Origin of the sequence: Sphingobium fuliginis (genome assembly GCF_015074805.1) — a bacterium.
In the GTDB taxonomy this organism is placed as follows: Bacteria; Pseudomonadota; Alphaproteobacteria; order Sphingomonadales; family Sphingomonadaceae; genus Sphingobium; species Sphingobium fuliginis.
This window is the reverse complement of record NZ_CP060035.1, coordinates 2,909,811-2,931,636: the sequence shown is the minus strand read 5'-3', so window position 1 is coordinate 2,931,636 and position 21,826 is coordinate 2,909,811. Positions and strand designations below refer to the sequence as shown.

22 protein-coding genes and 1 tRNA gene are annotated in these 21,826 nt (G+C 66.5%); 14 read left to right on the top strand and 9 right to left on the bottom strand.

Annotated features, from left to right (window positions below; genetic code table 11):
* Positions 1 to 63: 63 nt before the first annotated feature.
* The 6 genes from H5V43_RS14230 to H5V43_RS14205 are packed head-to-tail and all read left to right on the top strand — an operon-like array spanning position 64 to position 5,733.
* A complete protein-coding gene (locus H5V43_RS14230; protein ID WP_025550776.1) occupies positions 64 to 1,173 on the top strand; it encodes a glycosyltransferase family 4 protein in 1,110 nt (369 codons plus the stop codon).
* Positions 1,170 to 2,033 carry a sulfotransferase domain-containing protein gene (locus H5V43_RS14225; RefSeq protein WP_025550775.1) on the top strand — a complete coding sequence of 288 codons (864 nt, stop codon included), beginning with the start codon at positions 1,170 to 1,172 and terminating at the stop codon, positions 2,031 to 2,033. Before H5V43_RS14230 ends, H5V43_RS14225 begins: the two co-directional genes overlap by 4 nt.
* Position 2,034: 1 nt before the next feature.
* Positions 2,035 to 3,171, top strand: a complete 1,137-nt coding sequence (locus H5V43_RS14220) for a glycosyltransferase family 4 protein (protein ID WP_025550773.1) — start codon at positions 2,035 to 2,037, stop codon at positions 3,169 to 3,171.
* A complete protein-coding gene (locus tag H5V43_RS14215; RefSeq protein WP_025550772.1) occupies positions 3,162 to 3,878 on the top strand; it encodes a metallophosphoesterase family protein in 717 nt (238 codons plus the stop codon). The genes H5V43_RS14220 and H5V43_RS14215 overlap by 10 nt, the downstream gene beginning before the upstream one ends.
* Positions 3,875 to 4,858 carry an ATP-grasp domain-containing protein gene (locus H5V43_RS14210; RefSeq protein ID WP_025550770.1) on the top strand — a complete coding sequence of 328 codons (984 nt, stop codon included), beginning with the start codon at positions 3,875 to 3,877 and terminating at the stop codon, positions 4,856 to 4,858. Before H5V43_RS14215 ends, H5V43_RS14210 begins: the two co-directional genes overlap by 4 nt.
* Positions 4,855 to 5,733: an NAD-dependent epimerase/dehydratase family protein gene (locus tag H5V43_RS14205; protein ID WP_052816760.1), complete on the top strand. Its 879-nt coding sequence runs from the start codon at positions 4,855 to 4,857 to the stop codon at positions 5,731 to 5,733. Before H5V43_RS14210 ends, H5V43_RS14205 begins: the two co-directional genes overlap by 4 nt.
* 189 nt (positions 5,734 to 5,922) lie before the next feature.
* Here the strand turns inward: H5V43_RS14205 and H5V43_RS14200 are convergent, their stop codons facing one another.
* Complete coding sequence (locus H5V43_RS14200) at positions 5,923 to 6,492, bottom strand: outer membrane protein assembly factor BamE (RefSeq protein ID WP_037481813.1); 570 nt, start codon at positions 6,490 to 6,492, stop codon at positions 5,923 to 5,925.
* A gap of 88 nt (positions 6,493 to 6,580) precedes the next feature.
* Here H5V43_RS14200 and H5V43_RS14195 point away from each other — a divergent pair, with 88 nt between their 5' ends.
* From H5V43_RS14195 to dinB, 4 genes are read left to right on the top strand one after another with little or no spacing between them, the layout of a single operon-like run.
* On the top strand, positions 6,581 to 7,096 hold the full coding sequence (locus H5V43_RS14195) for a ubiquinol-cytochrome C chaperone family protein (protein WP_025547890.1): 516 nt from the start codon (positions 6,581 to 6,583) through the stop codon (positions 7,094 to 7,096).
* Positions 7,093 to 7,617 (top strand): YceD family protein, encoded by a 525-nt coding sequence (locus H5V43_RS14190; RefSeq protein WP_025547891.1) that lies wholly within the window; start codon positions 7,093 to 7,095, stop codon positions 7,615 to 7,617. The genes H5V43_RS14195 and H5V43_RS14190 overlap by 4 nt, the downstream gene beginning before the upstream one ends.
* Entirely contained in the window at positions 7,614 to 8,162 is a 549-nt protein-coding gene (locus H5V43_RS14185; protein ID WP_025547893.1) for a hypothetical protein, read from the top strand. Before H5V43_RS14190 ends, H5V43_RS14185 begins: the two co-directional genes overlap by 4 nt.
* A 52-nt stretch (positions 8,163 to 8,214) precedes the next feature.
* Positions 8,215 to 9,294, top strand: coding sequence for a DNA polymerase IV (gene dinB / locus H5V43_RS14180; RefSeq protein WP_025547895.1), 1,080 nt, complete (start codon positions 8,215 to 8,217; stop codon positions 9,292 to 9,294).
* Positions 9,295 to 9,430: 136 nt separating this feature from the next.
* Here the strand turns inward: dinB and H5V43_RS14175 are convergent, their stop codons facing one another.
* A complete protein-coding gene (locus H5V43_RS14175; RefSeq protein WP_025547897.1) occupies positions 9,431 to 10,243 on the bottom strand; it encodes a DUF1134 domain-containing protein in 813 nt (270 codons plus the stop codon).
* Positions 10,244 to 10,473: 230 nt separating this feature from the next.
* Between H5V43_RS14175 and H5V43_RS14170 the strand changes: the two genes are divergently transcribed.
* Together H5V43_RS14170 and H5V43_RS14165 are read left to right on the top strand one after the other, a co-directional pair.
* Positions 10,474 to 10,565, top strand: a tRNA-Ser gene (locus H5V43_RS14170).
* Between the two features lie 484 nt (positions 10,566 to 11,049).
* Positions 11,050 to 11,913, top strand: coding sequence for an OmpA family protein (locus tag H5V43_RS14165; protein WP_025547899.1), 864 nt, complete (start codon positions 11,050 to 11,052; stop codon positions 11,911 to 11,913).
* A 70-nt stretch (positions 11,914 to 11,983) separates the two neighbouring features.
* Here H5V43_RS14165 and H5V43_RS14160 read toward each other — a convergent pair whose 3' ends face one another.
* From H5V43_RS14160 to H5V43_RS14130, 7 genes are read right to left on the bottom strand one after another with little or no spacing between them, the layout of a single operon-like run.
* Positions 11,984 to 13,000, bottom strand: a complete 1,017-nt coding sequence (locus tag H5V43_RS14160; RefSeq protein WP_044660535.1) for an NADP-dependent oxidoreductase — start codon at positions 12,998 to 13,000, stop codon at positions 11,984 to 11,986.
* Positions 12,997 to 15,066: a 3-hydroxyacyl-CoA dehydrogenase NAD-binding domain-containing protein gene (locus H5V43_RS14155; protein ID WP_025547901.1), complete on the bottom strand. Its 2,070-nt coding sequence runs from the start codon at positions 15,064 to 15,066 to the stop codon at positions 12,997 to 12,999. The genes H5V43_RS14160 and H5V43_RS14155 overlap by 4 nt, the downstream gene beginning before the upstream one ends.
* Position 15,067: 1 nt before the next feature.
* On the bottom strand, positions 15,068 to 16,612 hold the full coding sequence (locus H5V43_RS14150; protein WP_025547903.1) for a class I adenylate-forming enzyme family protein: 1,545 nt from the start codon (positions 16,610 to 16,612) through the stop codon (positions 15,068 to 15,070).
* Positions 16,590 to 17,384: an SDR family NAD(P)-dependent oxidoreductase gene (locus H5V43_RS14145; protein WP_025547904.1), complete on the bottom strand. Its 795-nt coding sequence runs from the start codon at positions 17,382 to 17,384 to the stop codon at positions 16,590 to 16,592. Before H5V43_RS14145 ends, H5V43_RS14150 begins: the two co-directional genes overlap by 23 nt.
* The gene (locus tag H5V43_RS14140) at positions 17,377 to 17,715 is read right to left on the bottom strand and encodes an EthD family reductase (protein WP_025547906.1); all 339 of its coding nucleotides are present in this window, start codon (positions 17,713 to 17,715) and stop codon (positions 17,377 to 17,379) included. The genes H5V43_RS14145 and H5V43_RS14140 overlap by 8 nt, the downstream gene beginning before the upstream one ends.
* Positions 17,716 to 17,718: 3 nt before the next feature.
* A complete protein-coding gene (locus H5V43_RS14135) occupies positions 17,719 to 18,516 on the bottom strand; it encodes an enoyl-CoA hydratase/isomerase family protein (protein WP_007682879.1) in 798 nt (265 codons plus the stop codon).
* A 41-nt stretch (positions 18,517 to 18,557) separates the two neighbouring features.
* On the bottom strand, positions 18,558 to 19,265 hold the full coding sequence (locus H5V43_RS14130) for a carboxymuconolactone decarboxylase family protein (protein WP_025547908.1): 708 nt from the start codon (positions 19,263 to 19,265) through the stop codon (positions 18,558 to 18,560).
* A 182-nt stretch (positions 19,266 to 19,447) separates the two neighbouring features.
* Here H5V43_RS14130 and H5V43_RS14125 point away from each other — a divergent pair, with 182 nt between their 5' ends.
* Both H5V43_RS14125 and H5V43_RS14120 read left to right on the top strand, forming a co-directional pair.
* Positions 19,448 to 20,686: an acyl-CoA dehydrogenase family protein gene (locus H5V43_RS14125; protein WP_025547910.1), complete on the top strand. Its 1,239-nt coding sequence runs from the start codon at positions 19,448 to 19,450 to the stop codon at positions 20,684 to 20,686.
* Positions 20,683 to 21,765: a phosphotransferase family protein gene (locus H5V43_RS14120; RefSeq protein ID WP_025547912.1), complete on the top strand. Its 1,083-nt coding sequence runs from the start codon at positions 20,683 to 20,685 to the stop codon at positions 21,763 to 21,765. Before H5V43_RS14125 ends, H5V43_RS14120 begins: the two co-directional genes overlap by 4 nt.
* Positions 21,766 to 21,826: the final 61 nt, after the last annotated feature.

Sequence of the window (21,826 nt, the reverse complement as noted above, 5' to 3'; positions counted from 1 at the left end):
CCGCATAACAGCGTGATTATACAGGACCCCGCCGCCATGCTGGTAAGAGCATCCAGGCCACCCATGCTCGCCTTCGTCCTTCCGGGGCTGGGCGCCGGCGGGTCGGAACATATCGTCAGCCTGCTGTGCAACCATTTCGCGGCGCAGGGCTGGAGCATCACCCTGATCGTGTTCGAGGAGCCGTCCGCCCCCTCCTATTACGCCTATCATCCGGAGGTGCGGATCGTCAGGCTGGGCATGAAGTCCCGCCGGCGCGCCGCCGCGACCGGTGCATTGGCGATGCTGCGGCGGCAGAGGCTGCTGAGGCGGGCGTTGAAGGCGGTGCGGCCGGAACTGGTCGTGAGCTTCCTGACGCGCACCAACATCCTTTCCGTCCTGGCCGCGCGGTCGCTGCATATCCCCGTGATCGTGTCGGAACGCAACAATCCCGCGCTCCAGACCGTAGGGCCGGTCTGGAGCCGGCTGCGGCAGATGACCTATCCCCATGCCGTGGGCCTCATCACCATGACGCAAGGGGCGATGGACTGGTTCAGGGGCGCCATGGACGTGAAGGGATGGGTGATCCCCAATCCGGTGCCGCCTGCCGGCGCCGCGCCGGATCGCCGGTCGGACGGCCGCACTATCGGAGCCGTGGGGCGGCTGGTGCCGCAAAAGGGCTTCGACCTGCTGCTGGACGCCTTTGCCCATGTGGCGCAACGCATTCCCGACTGGAAGCTGGTGATCTGGGGCGAGGGGCCGGAGCGCGCGGCGCTGGAGCGGCAGCGCGACCGGCTGGGCCTGGCCGGTCGGGTCAGCCTGCCCGGCGTGACGGAAAGGCCGGGCGACTGGATTCCCCAGACCGACCTGTTCGTCCTCTCCTCCCGCTTCGAAGGCTGGGGCATTGTCGTGGGCGAGGCCATGGGCGCGGGCCTGCCGGTCGTCTCCTTCGATTGCCAATGGGGTCCGGCCGAAATGATCGGGCATGGCCGAAGCGGCCTGCTGGTGCCCAATGGCGACGGCGCGGCGCTGGGCGACGCCATCGTGGCATTGTGCGCCGACCCGGCGCGGCGCGCGGCGCTGGGACAGGCGGCGCGGGAGCGGATGGCCGATTTCGGCCATGATCGGGTGCTTGCCCGCTGGCAGTCGGTCATCACCAGCATTCTCGACCATCATCGCGTGAGGGCAGGATCATGAACATGATGTCGCTGAAGGGCTTTGCGCGGGCGATGCGTCGGCGGCTGCGGGACGAACCGCCATTGCGGCTGGCGGCGGCGCGGGCCGACGCCTTTCTCGTGTCCTACCCCAAGAGCGGGCGGACATGGCTGCGCTACCTGCTCTCCTGCTATTTCGCGGAAAGCGCGAAGCTGGGCTTCGAGCCCGATCTGACCAGCACCTTCCGCATCCTGCCCAATTTCGACCGCGATCCGGTGCGCGGCATCGACGCCTTCATCGGGCGGGCGGGAGAGGCCGAGCTGCCGCTGATCCTGGTCAGCCACCTGCCCTATCGCGAGCGGCTGTTCCTCGACCGACCGGTCCTGTTCCTGGTCCGCGATCCGCGCGACGTGATCGTGTCCGCCTATTTCCACGCGACCCGGCACAAGCATAGCTTTTCCGGCGACATGGCGGCTTTCCTCGATGAGCCCAAATATGGGATGGCGGCGCTCACCGGCTATCTGAACGGCTGGGCGGCGGCGCTGGCGGGGCGACCGCATCACCTGATCAGCTATGAGCATATGCTGGCCGAACCGATGCCGACCGCCGCAGCCATCCTCGCCTTTCTGGGTGTCGAGCCGCAGCCCGACATGCTCGCCCGCGCCGTGGCCGCCGCGCAGTTCGACCGGATGCGCGACAAGGAGCGGGAAAGCGGCATTCCGGGCCATGATTATGACCGCAAGGACGACCAGAGCCTGCGCATGCGCAGCGGCAAGGCGGGCGCCTTCGGCGAGTGGCTGAGGCCCGACCAGGCGGATCTGGTGCTGGAACGCTGCCGCGCCGACCTGTCGCCCCGCGCCCTGGCGCTGCTGGCGGCCACCGGCGTGGACCTGGCGCGCTGATATGCGCATCTGTTCGATCATCACCAGCTTTACGTCCGGCGGGGCAGAGATGCTGGTCTGCAATCTGGCGGAGGCCTTTGCGGGGGCCGGGCATCAGCCAGCGGTCCTTTCGCTGAGCGACGCCGCGCAGGTCGGCAATGCGCCGGATACCGAGGCGGCGATGATGGCGCGGGTGCGGGCTGGCGGCGCCACCGCCCTTTCCCTGGGACTCGCCAATCGCAACAATCTGCCCGGCGGGGCGCTGGCGCTGCGCCGCGCCTTGCGGACGATCCGGCCCGATGTGATCCACGCCCATAGCGCCCGCGCGCTCCTCCCCCTCGCCCTGGCCATGCCCGGCGTGCCGGTGGTGCTGACCCATCATAACAGCCGCCTCTCCTTTCCTCCGTCGGCCTTCGCCCTCTTCAACTGCATCGTCGACGGCTATGTCGCGATCAGCGACCAGTGCGAGGCGCTGCTGCGCGGCCATGCCCGCAAGCCGATCCGCATGATCCTGAACGCCGCCGGCGCCCGCTTCCGGACCGGGCAGCCACGCGCCGCCGCCGGTCGCGATCCGATGATCCTCGCCGTAGGCACGGTGTCGGCGCAGAAGGATTATCCCACCCTGCTCCGCGCCGCCCGGCCGCTGGTGGATGCGCTGGCGGCACGGGGCCGTTCCGCCCGCATCCGCATCGCCGGGGCGGGGCCGGAGTTCGGCCGGCTTGCGGTGCAGGTGGCTGGAGAACCGGTGGAACTGCTCGGCGCCCGAAGCGACGTCGACGCGCTGATGCGGCAGGCGGACCTGTTCGTGAACTGCTCGCTGTGGGAAGGCTTTCCCATCGCGATGATAGAGGCGGCGATGAGTGGCCTGCCCATCGTCGCGACCGCGGTGGCGGGCAACCGGGAAATGGTCTCGCCCGGCGTCAACGGTCAGCTCGTCCCGCCCTCCGATCCCGCCGCGCTGGCGCTGGCCATGGCGGATGTGCTGGGCGACGACGCCCGCTACGCCGCGCTGTCGCAGGGCGCTCTGCGGGTCGCCCGGCGCTTCTCCATCGAAAACTGCGCAGGGGCGCATCTCGACCTGTACCGGGAACTGATCGAAGCCCGCCGCCTCCGCTTCGCCCCGCCCCCTTTGGCCCGGCCGGTGTCGCCATGCGAATAGCCGCGCTGACCGACATCCATGCGGCCAGCGACCCGCTGCAACTGGCCCTTACCGCCGCGCGGCGGGAGGGGTTCGACCGGATGCTGATCCTGGGCGACCTGCTGACCTATGGCGTGCAGCCGCTGGAGACGCTGGAACTGGTGCAGGGCGCGGCGGCGCGGGACGGGGCGATCCTGATCAGCGGCAATCACGACATGCTGTACAGGGGATCGCCCGCTGCGGAGAGCTATCGCGCTGCCCTGCCCGACTGGCTGCGCGAAAGCGTCGACTGGACCGCCGCCCATATCCCGCCGGGCGGCATGGCGGCCTTCGACTGGAGGGAAAGCTGGTCGCTGGGGCCGCTGTTCGCCGCCCATGCCAATCCCTTCGACTATGGGGACTGGCGCTATATCCGCTCGACGCAGGAGGCGGAGGAAGCCGCCGCCGCGCTCGCGGCGCGAGGGTTCCTTTATGGCCTGTTCGGCCATGTTCACCGGCATCGCCGCTATGATTGCGCCGCCGCCACCATCTTCACCCTCGCCTCGCTGGGCCAACCGCGCGACGATGGGGACCGGACGCCCAAATGGGCGATGATCGAAGTCAGGGGAGATTTTGTGACCGTCGAAAGCCGCGACATCGATTTCGATCCGGAGGACCAGGTGCACGCCATCCGCGCCACCACCCTGTCCCCCGCCACGCAGGAGCGGCTCTGCCGGTTCTTCGCATGAAGGTCCTCGTCACCGGAGCCGGCGCGGTGCTGGGACAGGGCATCATCAAGTCGCTGCGGCAATCGGCGCTGGGCTGCCATGTGATCGCGGCCGATCCCAATCCGCTTTCCGCTGGCCTCTACTGGGCCGACGCCGCCTATCGCCTGCCCTTTGCCGACGATCCGGCCTTTGGCGACCGCATCCACCAGTTGCTGGACCGGGAGCGGCCGGACGTGGTGCTGGTCGGCACCGATGTGGAACTGTCCTGGTTCGCGGCGGAGCGGCGCCGGCTGGAGGCGCTGTTCGGCACGCATGTGCTGGTCAGCGATCCCCGCGTCGTCGCCATAGCGGACGACAAGCTGGAAACGGCGCGCTTCTTCGAAAGCGTCGGCCTGCCCCACCCCGCGTCCGCCGCGGCGGAGGATGAGGAAGCGGTGGAGGCGCTGATCGACAAGGCCGGCTTTCCGCTGGTGGTGAAGCCCCGGATCGGTGCGCGCTCGGTCGGCGTGTCGGTTGTGCATGACCGCACCGCACTGGCGTCGGCGCTGGAGGGACGCGGCGGACTCGTCGTGCAGCAATGCGTGGGCAGCGCCGATTGCGAATATACCGCCAGCACGCTCGTCTTCGACGGCGAGGTGCAGGCATCCATCGTGATGCGTCGCGACCTGCGCGACGGAAACACCTATCGCGCCTATATTGCCGATTATCCGGAACTGAACGCGCAGGTGCGGACGCTGGGGCGGGCGCTGCAACCCCATGGCCCCGCCAATTTCCAGTTCCGCACCGATGCCGACGGCACGCCCCGCGTGTTCGAGATCAACGCCCGATTTTCCGGCACGACTCCGCTGCGCGCCATGGCGGGCTTCAACGAGGTGGAGATGTGCGTGCGGAAACTGCTCCACGCCACCCCCATCGTGCAGCCGCCGGTGCGGCCGGGGGTGATCCTGCGCTATTGGGACGAGATGTTCGTGCCGCAGGAGCGCATCGACAGGGTGCGATGAGCGACCGTGCCCCCCTGCTGGCGCTGACCGGCGGCTCGGGCTTTGTCGGCCGTGCTTTCCTGCCCGCCGCGCGCCGCGCCGGCTGGCGCGTCCGTCATCTCGGCCGCCGTCCGCCGCCGGAAGCCGATCCGGCGGACGAATGGGCGTTTCTCGACCTGATGGCGGTCGAGGGGGTGGATTTCTCCGGCTGCACGGCGCTGGTCCATCTTGCCGCACATATCCCGTCCGATCATGGCGACCCGGCGGAAGCGGAGCGTTGCTGGCGGATCAACGCGCTCGGCACGCTGAAACTGGCCGACGGGGCGATCCGGGCAGGTGTGCGGCGGATCATGCAGGCGAGCAGCGCCAATGCCTATGCGCCGGCTCCCCAGCCTCCGGACGAACATGCGCCCCTCTTTCCCGGCAGCAGGGGCTATTATCTCGGTTCGAAGGTCGGGCAGGAAATCTATGCGGCGGAACGCTGCCGGGGGGAGGATGTGCTGCTCCAGACGCTGCGGCTGGCATCGGTCTATGGGCCGGGCCAGCGAAGCGGCGCGCTGGCCGCGATGGCCGGGGCAGCCGTCAGCGGTGGGCCGATCCGCGTGCATGGCGGCGGCGGGTTCGGAGCCGACCTTGTCCATGTCGACGATGTGGTGCGGGCCATGTTGCTGCTGCTCGGCAATGAGGAGGCAGGGCCTTTCAATGTCGGCAGCGGGGTCCGGACGACCATGGCGGAACTGGCGCAACTGCTGTCCGGACAAACCGGTGCGCCGGTCGTTCATGAGGTTGAGGGAAGAGAGCAGGATTGGGGGTTTCCCGCCCTTGACATCGATCGGTTGCGGGCATTGGGCTACCGGCCGATGCGCTTGGCCGATGGTCTGCTCAGGAAGGTGTAGGGTTGGAGAATGCCGCCCGCGACGGCCAGTTGCCGACCCAAGAGGACCGTTCGGGCTCAGCCAAGCCCGGCCGGAACCGGTCGCTTCCAGAGCGCGCTGCGCTAAATCGTATGCAGGCCGCGCGCTCTAAGCTTTTGTTGTCGCATCCTTTTAAGCGCAAAACCGGTTCCCACTTTTGCACACGATGCTCTAGCTTCCGTTCGGACCGCCGCCGGTGTTGCTGCCGCCGCCTGCACCGCCCATGCCGCCGGCGCCCACCGCGCCGATATTGCCGAAAATCTCGTCGAACAGGCTGCGATGGCGGCCCAATGTCGGCGTCTTGTCGCCGGAAGGCGAGATTTTCGCGACCTGCTCCAGTCCCATGCGATCCACCGCCACGACATTGCCCGCCGCGTCGAAACGCACATGCAGCACGGTCTGCGACACCGGCTTGGGATTGGAAAAGGCGAGCGAGCGCATGTCGCGCGACACATAATACCAGTCCTGGTCGCCGAACTGCGCGACGAAGCTCGGCCGGCCCAGCGTCCCTTCCACCGATGCGCGGTTGTCGATGCCGGGCTGGACCGAATCCACCAGCAGCTTGTCGACCTGATAGCCCTGATGGGTGCGGATGCGCGAACAGCCCGACGCGCCCAGCAGCAGCGCGCAAAGGCCTGCGCCAAGCAAAATCCGCCCGCTGCGGGATTGGCGGCTGAACTGGCGCATGAACTTCTCCTGCGGGGGCTTGCCCCGGACCTTGCCGAAAAACAAAGCCGCCATTGCATCGGGCGGCCGGGCGATCAATATGGAAATGCGCGAGCCTCGGCAAGGGGCCGCCGATCGGTCCAGCCAGGAAACAGTCAAACTCATGCCCAGCATCTTCCAGCGTCTGTTCGCGCCGAGCGATCCCAAGGACGCGATGCGCACCCTCTACAACGCCATCGTCGCGGAGGGACGCCAGCCCCATTGGTATGTCGAGGGGCAGGTTCCCGACACGATGGACGGCCGCTTCGACATGATCGTCGCCATCCTCGCCCAGGCGCTGATGCGGCTGGAGGCGCTGGGCGCTGCGCAGGAGAGCGTCTGGCTGACCGAACTGTTCGTGGACGACATGGATGGCCAGCTGCGGCAGGAGGGGATTGGCGACGTCGTCGTCGGCAAGCATATCGGCCGCATGGTAAGCGCGCTGGGCGGGCGTCTGACGGCCTATCGCGCGGCGCTGTCGGGCGAGGCCGACCTGAGCGAAGCGATTGCGCGCAACCTCTATCGCGGCGATGCGCCGTCGGCAGACGCGCTGGCGCATGTCGAATCGCATCTGCGCGCGCGCTGGGTGAGGCTGGGCTGCCTCAGCCGCGACGCGCTGATGGCGGGAGACCTTGGATGAGCGCTGCCCCCGAATTTTCCCGTCCCGTCCGCATCGACCAGCTTGCCCGTCATGCCCAGCCAGTGACCATCACCGCCGACGCCGCGGAACGGGAGGCACTGGCGAAGCGCTTCAACCTGCTCTCGCTCGATGGGCTGGAGGCGGATTATGCGCTGAACGAGGACAATGGCGCGATCTATGCCAGGGGGCGGGTGCGCGCCGACCTAGCCCAGCCCTGTGTCGCGACAGGGGTCGCGGTGCCCGAAAAGGTGGACACCGATTTCCTGCTCCGCTTCGTCAGGGAGGGGGAAGAGACGCCCGAAGGCGACGAACTGGAGCTGGACGCCGAGGATTGCGACACCATCGGTTTCGACGGCCTCACCATCGACATGGGCGAGGCGGTGGCCGAGACGGTGGCGCTCGCGATGACGCCCTATCCGCGCTCTCCGGAAGCCGACGGAGTCCTGCGTGAAGCGGGCGTGCTCAGCGAGGAGCAGGCCAGCCCCTTCGCCGCGCTGCTGTCGCTCAAGGACAGGAAATGAGGCTGGCGCTGGCAGCGCTGGCGGCCGCCCTGCTGTCCGGCGCCATGCCGGCTTTTTCGGCCGAAACCACGACGCTGATCGGGGAGAGGCGAGCCCGCGCCGAATGGGCCAAGGCGGAGAACCGCCAGTCCTGCGCGCCGCTCGCGCTCGCCGCGCCCGGCGATCCGGAGGGGACGCCGCGCGCCGCCAGCTTCGGCGGCGGCTGGGGCGTTGCCTTCGACCTTCCCGGGCTGCGCAGCGCCTATGGCTTTGCCGGAACCGGCCTGCTGCCGGACGACCGGGCCGATGCGCGGATACAGCGGCGCAGGCTGACCGAACAATGGCCCTATATGCGCGAACTGGCGCGCCTGCCCGCCCCATCCTTTGCCGGCTATGGGCAGGAGGGCGCGCAGCGCTATCCTGCCGCCAATCCGGGCGGCAAAGGCCTGCATTCCCTCGCTTATTTGCGCGTCGGCGGCCAGCGCTGCACCTATAATGTGTGGAGCCGGATCAGCCGCGCGCATCTGGAATGGCTGCTCGACAATCTGCGCCTGTTGCGGCGCTGAAGCGCGCCCTCCCCTTTTCCTTCCGTTCCGCCCTGTGGCATAAGCGCGGGCCATGGAGACCCCGCCGCGCAAGATCATCCATATCGACATGGATGCCTTTTACGCGTCGGTCGAACAGCGTGACGATCCCTCGTTGCGGGGCAAGGCGCTGGCCGTTGGCGGCGGAGGTCCGCGCGGGGTGGTCGCCACGGCCAGCTATGAAGCGCGGAAATATGGCGTCCGCTCCGCCATGCCGGGCGCGCGGGCGCGGCGGCTCTGCCCCGACCTGCTGTTCGTCCGTCCCCGTTTCGAGGTCTATCGCAGCGTGTCGGCGCAGGTGCGGGAGATATTCTCGCGCTTCACCGACATCATCCAGCCGCTGTCGCTGGACGAAGCCTATCTCGACGTCACGTCGAACAAGCCGGGCATCGCCTCCGCCACGCGCATAGCGGAGGAAATCCGCCGCCTGATCCGGGAGGAAACCGGGCTCACCGCGTCGGCTGGGGTGTCGTACAACAAGCTGATCGCCAAGTTGGCGTCGGACCAGAACAAGCCCGACGGCATCTGCGTCGTACGGCCGGAAGACGGCGCGGCCTTCATCGCGAAGATGCCGGTGCGGCGCATCCATGGCGTGGGGCCTGTCACGGCGAAGCGGATGCAGGCCTTGGGCATTGAGACGGGCGCCGATCTGCGTGCCCGCGACCTTGCCTTTCTCCAGCATCATTTCGGCAGCGCGGCGCTATTCTACTATCGCGCATCGCGGGGCGAGGACGACCGCCCGGTGCATGAGCGGCAGGAACGCAAATCCGTAAGCGTCGAGGATACTTTCTTCGACGATCTGGTGACGGAGGAAGCGCTGATCACGGAACTGGACCGGATCGCGGAAAATCTCTGGGGCCGCATCGAAAAGAGCGGCGCCTATGGCCGGACGGTGGTGCTCAAGGTCAAGTTCGCGGACTTCAGGATCATCACCCGGTCGAAAAGCTTCGGCGGACCGGTGCGCTCCCCCGACCTGTTGGCGCAGACGGGCCGGGCGCTGCTGCGGGCCCAGTTGCCGCTGCGCATGGGGGCCAGGCTGCTCGGGCTGGGCGTGCACAATCTGGATCATGAGGAGCCGGAAGAGGCCGGCGAGCAGCTCAACCTCTCCCTTTAGAGGGCGGCAGGAGCGAATCCCCAAATTCTCCTTATTGGAAGATGGAGAATGGGACCGCCCCCCAAGACGGTGATGGAGGAGAAAGGGGAGAAGGTCGCGGCTGGCTTCGTAAAACCAGCACTTGTCACCAGGGCCGTCAGAAGGGCAGCCAGTTCCGCTTCTCGGTGAACTTCATGTAACCGGCATTGACCCCCAGGCGATAGCCCACGCCCAACCGGATCGGGATCAGCACCACGCTCCCCCAACGCAGGTAACTGGCGGTGAAGCCGCCCACCAGATAGGCGGTGCCCTCCGCCGCCGGGAAGCGATGGTAAAGGTCCTGCGTGTCATAGAGATTATAGACGAGCACGAAGGTGTTCGCCGCGTTGCCGCCCACGTCGAAGCCGATGGACGGGCCGGTCCAATATACCTCCCGCTTGCCCTCTACCTTGTGATTGAGGGTGCCGGACCCATAGCGCAGGCCGACGACGAACGCGCCCGACGCTTCGCGCCCGGCGATATAGGCATTGGGGCGGCCCTGGTCCTTCAGGATCTTCTCGATGATCCCGGCCAGCCCTTCCGCCCCCTTGCCGAACACCCCTTCGGCCGCGCCGATCAGATCGTCTTCCTGGTAGGAATCGCTGGGGGAGATCGCCGCCGGCGGAGAATTGGCCGTCACCGGCGCGCCAGTTGCGGTCGCGCCCGAATTGACCGGCGGCGGATTATAGGGTGCGCCGCTGTCGGCGGGCGCGCTGCTCCCCGGCTGCGCATTGGGGTCCACACCGGGATCGGTGGGCGTGCTGCCGCCCTGCTGCGGCACGGGGGCCAGATCGGAATCGATGGCGCTATTGGGGTCGACGGTGCGCACCTGCGCCTGTGCGACCGGCGCCAGCGTGATGCCGCCCAGCGCGGCCGCCAAAGCGCCCGCCCGTGCAGCGCGGCCCGAAAACCGCCGCAAAATCCCGACCATGCCCGCTACTCCCCAAAGAACCCGCTTTTCAACCATATTTCAGATTATCGGGGAACAAGCTGAAACGACAATGAACGAACGGCGACCCGAGTCGATTCCGCGCCAGTCCGAATCCGCTTTTCGGAATTCGGGTGATTTTTCTCCGCTGCGGACCGTTGCCATGCATGAAACCCGCCGCTATAGGCCGACATCTAGCCACTGCTCACCTCATCCGGTGGGCAAATTCGTGCGGAGACGTGGGTGAGTGGCTGAAACCAGCGGTTTGCTAAACCGTCGTAGCCTTAAGGGGCTACCGAGGGTTCGAATCCCTCCGTCTCCGCCACCTTTTCCTCACATTGACGGTATCAAGACAAGGTGCGTCACCGGGCAGCCTGGTCATTCCCGGCGACATTCGTCCCAGCGGAGTGCAAATCGGTGTTTCCAAAAGATAAAATCCTGACTGCAAGATTTAGCCTTTGAACTCAGTCCAGATTTCGGTTTGGCCGAACGTCTATTGATGAAGAACTGAACTCAGCACTCTATTCCCCAGATCTACTTCAGCAATGCTCTCCCGCGCGGCATCCATTGATTTCGGTTCGTCGCAGGATGCGCTCCAATTGCCTCTTCAACTAGCTGACTGATCCAGCCTGTTCATGTACCAGAAAGGTCATTCTCAACAGGCAGAAGCTGCGCGGCGTCATGCCGCACATCTTAGGAAGGACAATGGAGGGGGTTCTGACAGCCGAATACGCCATCACGCAGACGGCAGTCGGACGAAAAGCTGCGGCATTGCAGGCCCGACTATCGAAGCTTGGAGGAGTAGCGTGATGAGTGTGATTTCCAGAAGCCCCAAATGTCTCTTGTTGCTTGCCCTGCTGTCCGGGGCATCGCCCAGCCTGGCTGCGCAGACGCAGGACCCACCGTCGGCCGATGTCTCTGCGACCGCTTATCTGCCCGCCGAAAAGTCGGAAGGCCCGGAGATAAAGGGCATCATTTCCGCGCGCAGCGGCGACAAGATGCAGGTCACGGCGGCAGACGGCACCAAATCCGTCATCGCCATCGACGATGCCACCCGGATTACCGCCAGCAAGGGCTTTTTCGGCCTTAACCGCAGCAAGCTTGCCGCAACCTCGCTGCTGAACGGTCTGCCGGTCACCGTCAAGACGTTGCAGTCGGGCGGCGGGCTCGTGGCCAGCCATATCAATCTCCAGAACAAGGATCTGAAGACCGCGTCCATGATCCACAATGGCACGGCCCAGCGCTTCGACGAACAGACTGCCGCGACCGAGGCGCTGCGCGGCCGCATGGGTGAGATCGACCAATATAATGTGAAAAGCACGACCAACGTGAATTTCGATACCGGCAAGGCGGTGTTGTCGTCTCAGGCGAAGAACGATCTCTGCGCCACGGCGGCGACTGCCGAGGGAATGAGCAACGCCCTGCTGCTCGTGGTCGGTTACACCGATTCCACGGGAGACGAGGATTTCAACCAGGAGCTTAGCGAGAAGCGGGCCGGCCGCGTCGTCAATTATCTTCAGCAGGCGTGCGGGTGGAAGCCCTATCGCATGCTGACGCCCACCGGCATGTCGGAAGCGGACCCTGTGGCGAGCAACGACACCATCGAAGGCAAGGCGCAGAACCGCCGGGTCGCGGTGAATATCCTAGTCAGCAAGGGCCTTGACGGACTGTGAGATGCGCGGGGTGGGTTCCGCCCACCCCGGATTTTCGAATGTGGCCATGTCTCTCGCGAAGCGCGAAGATCTAGATCCGGACGATCAGCGTTCCGGCGTTGCGCCCGTTGAAAATGTCGACAAAGGCGTCGGGTATGCGCTCGAACCCGTCCCGCACATCATAGCGATTGCGCAGCCGCCCTTCAGCTTCCCACTGTCGTATCGATGCGATCGCGGACGCATAATCGTCGGCATAGTCCCCGACGACAAAGCCCTGCATCCGAATCCGTCCATAGACCAGCTTCATCATATCCCGGGGGCCGGCGGCGGGGCTATTCGAATCATAGGCGGCCAACTGTCCGCAAAGCACGATGCGGCCATGGGGCGCCATCCGGTCGACGGCCGCCTGCAATATGTCCCCGCCCACATTGTCGAAAAAGATGTTGATGCCGTCGGGACTGGCCTCCTTCAAAGCCGCAGGAAGGTCGGCCGAGCGATAGTCGATCGCCACATCCGCACCGCCTTCTTCCTTCAGCCAACGACATTTGTCGGGACCGCCCGCCACCGCGATGACCCGGCAGCCCGCGATGCGGGCCATCTGGCACACCATCGCACCGACCGATCCCGCCGCACCGGACACGAGCACGGTCATGCCGGGTTTCGGCTCCCCCACCGCGAAGAGGCCGAAATAGGCGGTCAGGCTGTTGGGCGAGTACAGCGTCATGGCGTCGACCGGATCGATGCCGGTCTCTAGGGTGGTGACGGGCACGGCCGCCTTATCCGGCTGCAGAACAGCATAGTCCTGCCAGGGCGCCACAGCCGTAGCCCATTGCCCGGGTTCAAACCGTGCATGACGAGACGCCAATATTTCGACCGCCGCCATGCCCCGAACCGGGTCGCCGATGCCGATCGCGCCGCGATAGCTGCGTTCGGGCGGGTTCAGCCAGTTGCGGATCGTCGGCGCGCAGGAGATGATCCGCGTGCGGACGAGAATGTCGCCCTCCTGCAGCGCGGGCGTATCGAACGGCTCCTCCCGATAGGCGAAGTCGCTGGCGCGCACCGCGCCTTCGGGCCTGTGCGCAAGCACCCAGGAGCGGTTGAGGGTCACGCCCCGTCGCCGAACCGCCGCCCCGTCTCTGCCAGCCGCACGAGCAGCGGCGCGGGGCGGAAGGTTTCGCCATGCACCGCCGCCAGCCGGCGCATGTCCGCCACGATCCCGTCCAACCCGACCTGATCGGCCCAGAATAGCGGTCCGCCGCGATAGACTGGCCAGTTATAGCCCAGCACGGCGGCTATATCGATGTCGGAGGCGCGCAGCGCGATGCCTTCCTCCAAGATCTTCGCCCCTTCGTTGACGACCGGATAGAGCAGCCGCGCAAGCAGCGCCTCGTCGCCCGATGTTGGCGCATGGGCGACGCCTCGCGCCGCGGCCACCTCGCTTATCAAGCTGCCAGTCACGTCCGACGGACGCGAGCGCCGCTTCTCATCATAGTCATAATAACCCGCGCCGCGCTTCTGGCCCAGCCGTCCGGCGGCGACCAGATCGCCCATCACGGTGCGTTCCGTCGCGTTCCGGCCGATGTCGTCCAGGCCGACCAGATCCATCATCTGGAAATGGCCCATGGCAAAGCCGTAGTCGACAAGCACGCGGTCGATCTCCGCGATCGGCGTGCCTTCCAGCATCATCGCTTCGGCCTGCGCGCCACGCGGAGCCAGCAGCCGGTTGGCGATGAAGCCGTCGCACACGCCGCTCAGCACCGCCACCTTGCCGATCCGCTTGGCCAGCCGCATCGCCGTGGCGACCACCGGTTTCGCCGTCTCCGCCCCTCGCACCACCTCCAGCAGGCGCATGACGTTGGCCGGCGAGAAGAAGTGGAGGCCGATGACCCATTCGGGCCGGCTGGTCGCCGCCGCGATGCGATCAAGGTCGAGGAAAGAGGTATTGGACGCCAGGATCGCCCCCTGTCTGGCGATCCGGTCAAGCCGGGCGAAAATGTCCGTCTTGACGTCCATGCTCTCATAGACGGCTTCGATGATGAGATCGGCGTCGGCGAGCGCGGCGAGGTCGAGGCTGGGCGAAATCAGGCCCATGCGCTGCTCCACCTGCGCCGCCGTCATCCTTCCCTTGGCGCACGTAGCCTCATAGTTGCGGCGGATGGTGGCGATGCCGCGATCCAACGCCTCCTGGCTCGTCTCCACCAGCGTAACGGGGATGCCGGCATTCAGGAAGTTCATCGTGATGCCGCCGCCCATCGTGCCCGCGCCGATGACGCCCACCGATCGGATGTCGATCGCGGATATGTCGGGGCCGATGTCGGGAACGCGGGCCGCCTCCCGCTCCGCGAAGAAGACATGGCGCTGGGCGGCGGACTCCGGGCTGGCGACCAGTCGCTCGAACAGGGCGGTTTCCTTTGCCAGCCCCTCATCGAATGGAAGGGTCACTGCTGCCTCGACAGCCTCGATGATGGCGGCGGGCGCGACGAACCCCTTGAACCGGCGTGCGTTTGCGGCGGCAAAGGCGGTGAACAGCTCCGGGCGATCCCGGTCGCGCTGGAGCGCGTCGGCCCGATCGCATATTCGCGGCTTCGCACCGCCATCGGCCACGATGCGGCGCGCGAAGGCCAGCGCCTCGTCCTGCAAGGCCGCATCATCGACCACGGCGTCGACCAGCCCGAGCGAAAGGGCTTCGGCAGCCTTGATCTGCCGCCCGGACGTGATGATTTCGAGCGCCGCCTCCGCACCGACGATCCGGGGCAGGCGCTGGGTGCCGCCCGCGCCGGGAAGCAGGCCCAGATGCACCTCCGGCAGGCCGACCTTCGCGCTCCGCGCCGCCACCCGATAGTGGCAGGAGAGCGCCAGTTCGAACCCGCCCCCAAGCGCCGTGCCATGAATAGCGGCGATGACGGGCTTGGGCGCGTCGTCCAGCATGGCGCAAAGGTCGGGCAAGGATGGCGACTGCCAGGGCTGGCCGAATTCGGTGATGTCCGCGCCGGCGATGAAGGTCCGTCCGGCGCAGAGCAACAGGATGGCGCCAACCGCCCCATCGCTGAACGCCTGCTCCAGTTTGGCCTGCAATCCCTGACGGAGGGACGCCGAGAGCGCGTTGACCGGCGGATTGTCGAGCGTGATCAGGGCGACGCCGTCGGTGACGACGCTGGTTGCGGTCTGCTTCATGTCATGCGTCCTGTCTGGTGGGCGGCGCCGCGCGCCTGCGGGCGACCTCCTCCACGGCGATGGCGGCCATCGCCTTCTTGTCGAGCTTGCCGGTGGCGGTGACGGCCATCGCCTCGACCAGCACCAGATGCTCTGGCCATTTCTTGCGGGACAGGCCCTGCTGGGAGAGGTGGTCGAGCAGGGCGGACAGGTCGATGCGCCCGTCGTCATCCGTGCGCAGCCGGCAGACGGCGCAGGCCTGTTCGCCCAGCTTGCGTTCGGGCACCGCGACGACCGCCACCTCCGCAACGGCGGGATGGCGCAGCAGGGCTGCCTCCACCTCGGCCGGGTCGATGTTGAAGCCGCCCCGAATGATCTGGTCCTTGATGCGGCCGACCACGCGCACGAAACCGTCCTGATCGCGGACGATCTCGTCGCCGGTCAGGTAGAAGCCGTCGGGCGTCATGCGCTCCTGCCCCTCCCCCATGCCCTGCGCATAGCCCAGGAACAGCGACGGGCCGCGCACGCCTGCCTGCCCCCGGCTGCCGCGCGGCAGGGGACGCAGATCGGCGTCGAACGCCTCCTCCTGCGTGCCGGGAAAGGGGATGCCGTCGAACAGCTGACGACGCTCCAGCGAATGGGACGGATGGGTGGAGGCATGGCCCATGCATTCGGACATGCCGAACATGCGCAGCGCCTTGAGACCGAGCAGCCGGTCGGCATCCTCGATCAGTTCCGGCGTCATCGCGCTGCCGCCCACCGCCATGGCGCGAAGCGGCAGGCGGCCGCTCCATTCGCCGAGCCGGGCCGCCTCCACCATCGTGAAAAGATGCGTCGGCACCGCAATCGCCCAGCCGCATCCATAGCGTTCGGCCCGCCGCAGCGCTTCGGCCGGCACCCAAGGGTCGACCAGCACCAGCGGATGCCCCAATGACAGCGCGAAATGCGCCGTGAAGGTGAAGCCGGGCGCACTGTCGAGCGGGACGATGCCCAGGATCGCGTCATCCGGTTGCAGACCCGCAATGGCCGCGCAGGCGCGGGTCGCGTAGTTCAGGGCTTCCGGGCCGTGCATCACCCCCTTGGGCACGCCGGTGCTGCCGGAGGTGAAGCCGATGAGCGCGGTATCGCGATCGCGCGGATCGACCGACCGTTCGCCGGCGGCTGCGGCCACCTCGGGCAGGGCGCTGCCGGCGCCGCTCACCTTGGCGGCATGGCCGAGCAAGGATTCGAGCGAGGCAAGGTCGCCCGCTCCAAGCTTTGGCGATACGGGGCAGAAGGTCGCCTGCAGCGATGATATGGCAAGCGCCGTCGCGATCGTCGCGGGGCCTTTATGCGCGGTGACGAGGACGCGGTCGCCCGGCTCGACCCCTACCGCCTTCAGCAGAGCCGCGATCTCCACCGCCTGCCCTCGCAGCTCTTCCCGGCTCCACAGGCGATCATCGCAATCCGCCAGGGCAAGCGCATCCGGTTCAGCGTCGGCAAGGCGGACGAATTGCGGCCAGAGCCGCTCGGCGTCCCATTCGAACGCCGGATGGCTTTGCTCTTCAGGCAAGGGATTGCCCTCCATCGACCAGGAAGGTCTGACCGGTGATGAAACTGCCTGCGTCCGACGCCAGCAGGGCCAGCGTGCCTGCCACTTCGTCCGGGCGGCCGAAGCGGCGCATCAATATGCCCGCCCGCGTCTTTTCCTGAATGGCGGGATCGAGCGTTTCGGTCATCCCCGTCTCGATCGATCCGGGCGCGATGGCGTTGACGCGGATATTGTGCCCGGCCCATTGGGCGGCGAGATCGCTGGTCAGGTGAACGATTGCCGCCTTGCTGGTGGTATAGGGAACGACCTGCCCGGCGTCCGGCTGATAGGACAGGAATGCGCCCACCGACGCGATATTGACGATGGCGCCGCCGCCCGCCGCGATCATGTGGCGCGCGGCGTGGCGGCAGGCGAGGAAGGTGCCGGTCACATTGACGTCCATCACCTTCTGCCAGCCCTTGAGCGGGATGTCCTGCGGCAGGCCCCACCAGGAGGCGCCTGCATTGTTGACGAGGATGTCGAGCCCGCCCAGCCGGTCGACCGTTCCCGCAACCGCCGTCTCCACCGACGCCTCGTCGGCGATGTTGCAGGAAAGGCCGACAGCCGGAACCCGGAACCGCTCGGCTATGCCGGCGGCCAGATCGGCGCAGTCGGCCTCCGTGCGGGACGCAAGGGCGACGGCGCAACCGAGGTCCGCCAGCGTCGCGGCCATGGCTTCGGCCAGCGCGCCGCGCCCGCCGGTTATGAGCGCGCGCCTGCCATCCAGACGGAATTGCGCGGCGGTGAAACCGGGGTTCCAGTCAGCCATGATCGTCTCCGGCAAGCAGATCGACCTCATCGGTGATGAGGATGATGCGGCGACCGCCCATGCCCTTTGTCTGGGCGGTCGCCGCCTTCCATTCGGGCGAGGCGAAGGCGGCGTCGAGCGCCGCCTGATCGGCGAAGGTCAGCACGGCGTGGCCGTCCCAGCCCGGTGCTTGCGGATTGTCATAATCCTTCGTCACCGCACCGTGCCGATAGGCTATCAGCCCGGGCAGTATCCTGGCGGCGTCGGCATGCGGGCCGCGCCACCAGCTGGTGAACTGCTCATGCGTCCAGTCCTGCGGCCGGCTGGCCAGGACGACCATGCTGACCGCCATGGCTTACTTGCCCGTCCAGACCGGCTGGCGCTTTTCGAGGAAGGCCGCGACGCCTTCCTTCGCATCGGCGGAGTGATGCACCACATTGCAGGTCATCGTCTCCAGCGTGATGAGCGAGTTGGTGTCGGCGTCCATGCCGCGATTGACCGCCATCTTGGTCATCCACATGCAGAAGGGGCTCTTGTCGATTAGCGGCGCGCAGAAATCCTGGATCAGCTGTTCGAGCTGGTCGCTGGGCGCCGAGGCGTTGCAGAGGCCCCATTCGACGCATTCCTTGCCGGACAAGAGCTTACCGGTCAGCATCAGCTCCTTCGACTTGCGCATGCCGATATAGCGCGGCAGGCGATAGATCGGGCCAGCGCCGCCGAACAAGGCGCGGCGGATGTGGAAGTCGCCGATCTTGGCGTCGTCGGCGGCAATGCCGAAATCGCAGGAGATGAAGAGTTCGAACCCGCCGGCGACGGCATAGCCCTCGACGCAGGCGATGGTCGGCTTTTTCATGTTGTAGATCTTGTCATAGGTGCGCGCGGAGTCGATCGCGAGCTGAAGCGAGGTGCTGGTCTCGTGCAGCACCGGACCCACCAGTTGTCCGAGATCCGCACCGGCGCAGAAGGTGTGGCCGCGACCGCGGAACACGACGGCCAGCACCGAATCGTCCTCGGCCGCCTTGTCCACCGCCGCCTCAAGATCGCGCAGGAGCTGGGGGCTCACGCAATTTTTCACATGGGGACGGTTGAGCCAGATCGTGCAGATGCCGTTGTCGGCCACTTCATATTGGATGACGTCCTTTTCCGGTTCCATGTAACTCTCTCCTTGGCAAAGATGTGAAAAGATCGGTCGTTTCAGCGGGCGATGCCGCCTTCTTCAGGCGGGGCGAGCATGCCGCCCACCGCCATCCAGGCGGCGATCCCCGCCGATGGAACGGCGCAGAGCACCGCTTCGGCAATTTCCTCGTCGCTCGCGCCGGCATTGCGCGCGCCGCGCACATGGGTCGCCGCCATGGGGCTGTATCCCGCCGCCAATATGGCGAGCAGAAGCAGTTCGCCATATTTGGGCGAGAGCGGGTTGGCGTCGATGCTGCCTCGCCGCATGAGATAATAGGCGTCAGCGGCCTGGGGCACGAGGCGCATCAGCGCGCCGAGCGGTGCCGGGATGCTTCCCGCCCAATAGGCCCGAAAATTGGCTTCCGCCTCTCCCTCCGCCGCCATGGGCAGGGGTTGCGGCTCCGGCGCCTGGGCGTCGCCAAAACTGCCCTCGATAATCTGCGCGAAATCGAGCGCCGCCGCCTCGCCGCGAAGGCTGGACAGCACGATAAGGCCTGCGGTCGCCTCTTTCGAGGTCAGGCCAAGCTTCACGCCGCGTTCCAGTTCCCGGCGCGCAAGGGTCAGATGGCGGCGATCGACGGCAGCCACCGCCGCGAACAGCGCTTTCAGGCGAGCCGGCACCGCGCCGTCCGACTCGATCACGGATCGGAAAATATCATATCCTGCAAGCGTGTACGGCGCATAGCCCTGCAACAGGGCGACATCCATGATTGGGCTATTCGTCATCGCTTGCTCTCCTGCGGTCCAGATGATCGACCGACTGGTCGGGCGTCAACCAAAAATTTCTTCCCTGACCAGTTTGACAGCCGACCAGTCGGTCGACTACTTATCGCTCGACCGATCGGTCGGGTGAGTATTAGAACGGGAGCAGGCCGGCTCGAATCCGGCGGCGTAATTGGAGCGGATGCGTGGATTTCGAACAGTCGGCCAAATCCAGGGAATGGATGGAGCGCGTAAGGGCGTTCATGGAGGAGCACATCGTTCCTGCCGTTCCCGTCTATCACAGGCAATCCGCCGCGATCGATCGCTGGACCGAAATCCCGCCCGTGTTCGACGAACTCAAGGACAAGGCGCGGGAGGCGGGGCTGTGGAACATCTTCATGCCGCCATCTGAGCATGACGATGAATTTTTCACCAGCGTGGGCCTCACCAATGTCGAATATGCGCCGATCGCCGAACTGATGGGCCGGATTTCCTTCGCCAGCGAGGTGTTCAACTGCATGGCGCCGGACACCGGCAATTTCGAGGTGCTGCATCGCTATGGCACGACCGAGCAGAAGCAGCGCTTCATGGTGCCGCTGCGCGACGGCAAGACCCGGTCCGCCTTCCTGATGACCGAACCGGCCGTCGCTTCCTCCGACGCGCGGAACATCCAGACCGACATTCGCCGCGACGGAAGCGACTATGTCATCAACGGCCGGAAATGGTGGTCGTCGGGAGCGGGCCATCCGCGCTGCGACTTCTTCATCGTCATGGGCAAGACCGATCCGGACGCCGCGCCCTACCGGCAGCAATCGATGATCCTGGTGCCGCGCGACACGCCGGGCGTGACGCTTGTGCGGCACCTCCCCGTCTTCGGTTACGATCATGCGCCGCACGGCCATTTCGAGGTGGCGCTGGAGAATGTGCGCGTGCCGGCGGAGAACATGCTGCTGGGCGAAGGGTGCGGCTTCGAGATCGCGCAGGGCCGCCTTGGTCCCGGGCGCATCCACCACACGATGCGCAACATCGCGACGATGGAAGTCGCGCTGGAGAAGATGTGCCGGCGCCTCCTTTCGCGACGGGCCTTCGGCAAGGTCATCGCCGAACATTCGGTCTGGGAGGAACGGATCGCCCGCGCCCGTTGCGAGATCGAGATGGCGCGCCTGCTGTGCCTGAAGGCGGCACATATGATGGACACGGTCGGCAACAAGGCCGCGCGCGCCGAAATCGCGATGATCAAGATCGCCGCGCCGAAAATGGCGCAGCAGATCGTCGACGACGCGATACAGGCGCATGGCGGCGGCGGCGTCAGCGACGATTTCGGCCTGGCGGAGCTTTGGGCGAACACCCGCATCGTGCGGCTGACCGATGGGCCCGACGAGGTTCATGAACGCCAGCTCGCCCGGATGGAACTCGCCAAATATGCGGAAGGCGCAGCGTCGTGAGCGCCGCGCAGCCTGCCGCGACGATCGGCTCGACGGTCGATGTCGCCGTCAACAGTGCGTTCGACGAAGCCCGACTTGCCGCTTATCTGGCGGGCCGGATCGCGGATTTTTCCGGACCCATGCGCGTCCAGCGGTTCGAGGGCGGACAGTCCAACCCGACCTTCCTTCTGTCGACGCAGGACCAAAGCTATGTCCTGCGGCGCAAGCCGGCGGGCGTTTTGCTGAAATCCGCCCATGCGGTGGATCGCGAATATCGCATCACCATGGCCCTGCACGAAGCCGGCCTGCCCGTCGCCGAACCGCTGCTGCTTTGCGAGGACGAGGATGTCATCGGCAGCATCTTCTATGTGATGCGCTACGTTCCGGGACGCAGCTTCTGGGACCCGCTTATGCCGGGCCTAGACCGTGCGGAGCGCGCCGCGATCTATGACTCCGCCAATGAAACGCTTGCCCGCCTGCATCTGGTCGACTTCGCGGCGCTCGGGCTCTCCGACTATGGCAAGCCGGGCAATTATTTCGCGCGGCAGATTTCCCGCTGGTCGCGGCAATATGATGCGTCGCGAACCGGTGACATCCCGGAGATGGACCGGCTGATAGACTGGCTGCCCGGCGCGATCCCGCCCACGGAAGAGCGCACCACGATCATCCATGGCGACTATTCCTTCCACAACCTGCTGGTCCATCCGACCGAGCCGCGCGTATCCGCCGTCATAGACTGGGAGTTGTCGACCCTGGGCGATCCGCTCGGCGACCTCACCTACCATATGATGGAGTGGTTCAGGCCGGAGGGCGTGGACGTGCGCGGAACCCTGCGCGGCGCCGATCTTGCCGCGCTCGGCATTCCCACGGCCGAAGATTATGCCCGCCGCTATTGCGAGCGGACCGGCCTTCGCGGCGATCCGACGCATCCCTTCTACCGCGCCTTCAACCTGTTCCGGGTGGCCGCCATTCTGCAGGGCATCGCCGGCCGGGCGCGCGACGGCGTGCAGACCGCAAGCAATGCCGCCGACATCGTCACACGGATCGAACCACTCGCCAAGGCCGCCTGGCTGGCGGCGCGGGAGGCCGGCGCAGTCTGATCTTCTGACAGGATGAAACGAGATTTCAGGGCGAAAGACAAAATGGCCCTAATCAGAGGGA